Source organism: Actinomyces sp. Z5 (assembly GCF_003287795.1).
Taxonomy (GTDB): domain Bacteria; phylum Actinomycetota; class Actinomycetes; order Actinomycetales; family Actinomycetaceae; genus Actinomyces; species Actinomyces glycerinitolerans.
This window is the reverse complement of record NZ_QMIN01000096.1, coordinates 1-1935: the sequence shown is the minus strand read 5'-3', so window position 1 is coordinate 1935 and position 1935 is coordinate 1. Positions and strand designations below refer to the sequence as shown.

Here is a 1935-nt window from a genome sequence, read left to right as displayed (position 1 = left end):
TGCACGACCCTGGTGCACATTCCACGACCCCGGGGTGGTCGTGCAACACACACCAAGGTCGTGGAACGCGGCCCGAGGTCGTGCAAAACGCAGGACCATTCAGGCAGTCCAAGTAGACGCAGGCAGTCCACACGAGTTTGCGTCATAGTCACGAGTCTTGGAGCTTTACAGGTGCAGGGCGCATGCGAAGCTCCAAGACTCGTGTATTTGCGATGGAAACGTGCGTGAAGCACGTACCGGGCCCACGTGTGCTCGGGGGGGCGCCCCTAAGCCGCCGTCGGGCAGCTCAGCCCAGCCGGGCGCCGTCGGCGATCACCCCGGGTGCCCCCGCCTCGGTCACGGTCGCGTCCCCGGTGGCGACGACGTCGGCCCCGAAGGTCCAGTCGCCCCGCACCGTCAGGCTGCGTGCGTCGCGGATGGAGGGGACCCCGTGCGGGAAACGCGCCTCGAAGTCGGCGATCCGCTTGTAGTAGCGCGGATCCAGGTCGACCACGCAGGCCTGCTCGGGCACCTGCTGCAGCAGCTCGTCGGCATCCACCGCATACACGTCCGAACGGATCAGCAGCAGGTCATTGGTGGTCTTGACCGGCAGGAAGCGGCTGCGCGGCACCTCCACGGCGGTGGCGCCGTCGAAGGCCTCCACGGCGGCGCCCATGGCGGTTTCCAGCTGGATGACCGGCGTCGACTCGGGGTCGGCGGGGTCGACCGTCTTGGCGTTGCGGATCAGCGGCAGCCCCAGAATGCCGTTTCGCTCGGTCAGCGTGTCCCGCAGCACCTCCAGGTCGAACCAGAGGTTATTGGTGTGGAAGAAGGGGTGGCGGAACTGGTCGGTGAAGTAGTGCATCTCCTCGGGCGGGGTCTGCGCGGTGTCGCGCAGGATGATGCGGCCGTCCGCCTTGCGCACCGCCAGGTGGCCGCCCTTGACGTCGGCGGGGGTGCGCCTGCACAGCTCGGGGGCGTAGGGGGCGCCGGAGGCGGCGAACCAGCCGGCGATGCGGGCGCTCGGGGCCGCGCCCAGGTTGTCCGAGTTGGAGGTCATCGCGTACTTGTAGCCGCGTTCCAGCAGTGCGTCCAGCACGCCGGAGGCCACCAGGGCGGTGTAGATGTCGCCGTGGCCGGGCGGGCACCACTCCAGGCTCGGGTCCGCCTCCCACTGCACCGGGGTGAGGTCGTCGGCGCGCAACTTGGGCTCCCGGTTCTGCAGGAAGTCCAGCGGGATCCCCTCCACCTCGATGCCCGGGTGGGCAGCGAGGGCCGCCAGCGTGTCCTCGCGGGTGCGGAAGGAGTCCATGAAGATCAGTGGCAGGGTGACGTCATAGCGGGCACGGGCGGCCATCACCTGATCCACCAGCAGGTCCAGGAAGCTCTTGCCGTCGCGCACCGGCAGCAGCGACTTGGCCCGGTCCATGCCCATGGAGGTGCCGAGCCCCCCGTTGAGCTTGATCAGGACGGTCTTGCTCAGTGCCTCGCGGGCCGCGGCGTCGTCGACCTCGACGTCGTCGATCGAGTCGATCTGCGTGAGCGGCTCAATGGTGTCCTCGGGGACGAGCCCGGTGGCTCCCTCCTCAAGGGCGCGGTAGTAGTGGCTGAAAACGTCGATGGCCTGCTCGGCGACGCCGGCGTCGCGCATCTTTGCCTGGGCAGCGGCCAATCCGGTGGTGCTCATGGGAAAAGGCTATCCCACCGCGCCCAAGTCTCCATATCAAAGTGGCCGCTCGCGCTTGTAGGGGTGGTCGGCCGCCAGGCGAAGGCTGTACGTGGGGTAGGAGAGGCAACGGGACGTTCTCACCGGACAAAGGACCTTCTCGGGCCGATGAGGACGTCCTCGGGCCGCCGTGGGGTGGACGGTTCGTGTGTTCCTGTGACGGTTCGTCAGGTAGCAGCAACGGTTCGGCATGAACGACGACGGTTCGTACCTGTTATGTCTCAGGACAT

The 1935-nt window shown here is 67.8% G+C and carries 1 protein-coding gene; it reads right to left on the bottom strand.

Going from position 1 to position 1935, the window contains the following annotated elements; genetic code table 11:
• Nucleotides 1-286: 286 nt before the first annotated feature.
• Nucleotides 287-1666: a UTP--glucose-1-phosphate uridylyltransferase gene (locus DRB06_RS12905; RefSeq protein WP_111820166.1), complete on the bottom strand. Its 1380-nt coding sequence runs from the start codon at nucleotides 1664-1666 to the stop codon at nucleotides 287-289.
• Nucleotides 1667-1935 lie beyond the last annotated feature (269 nt).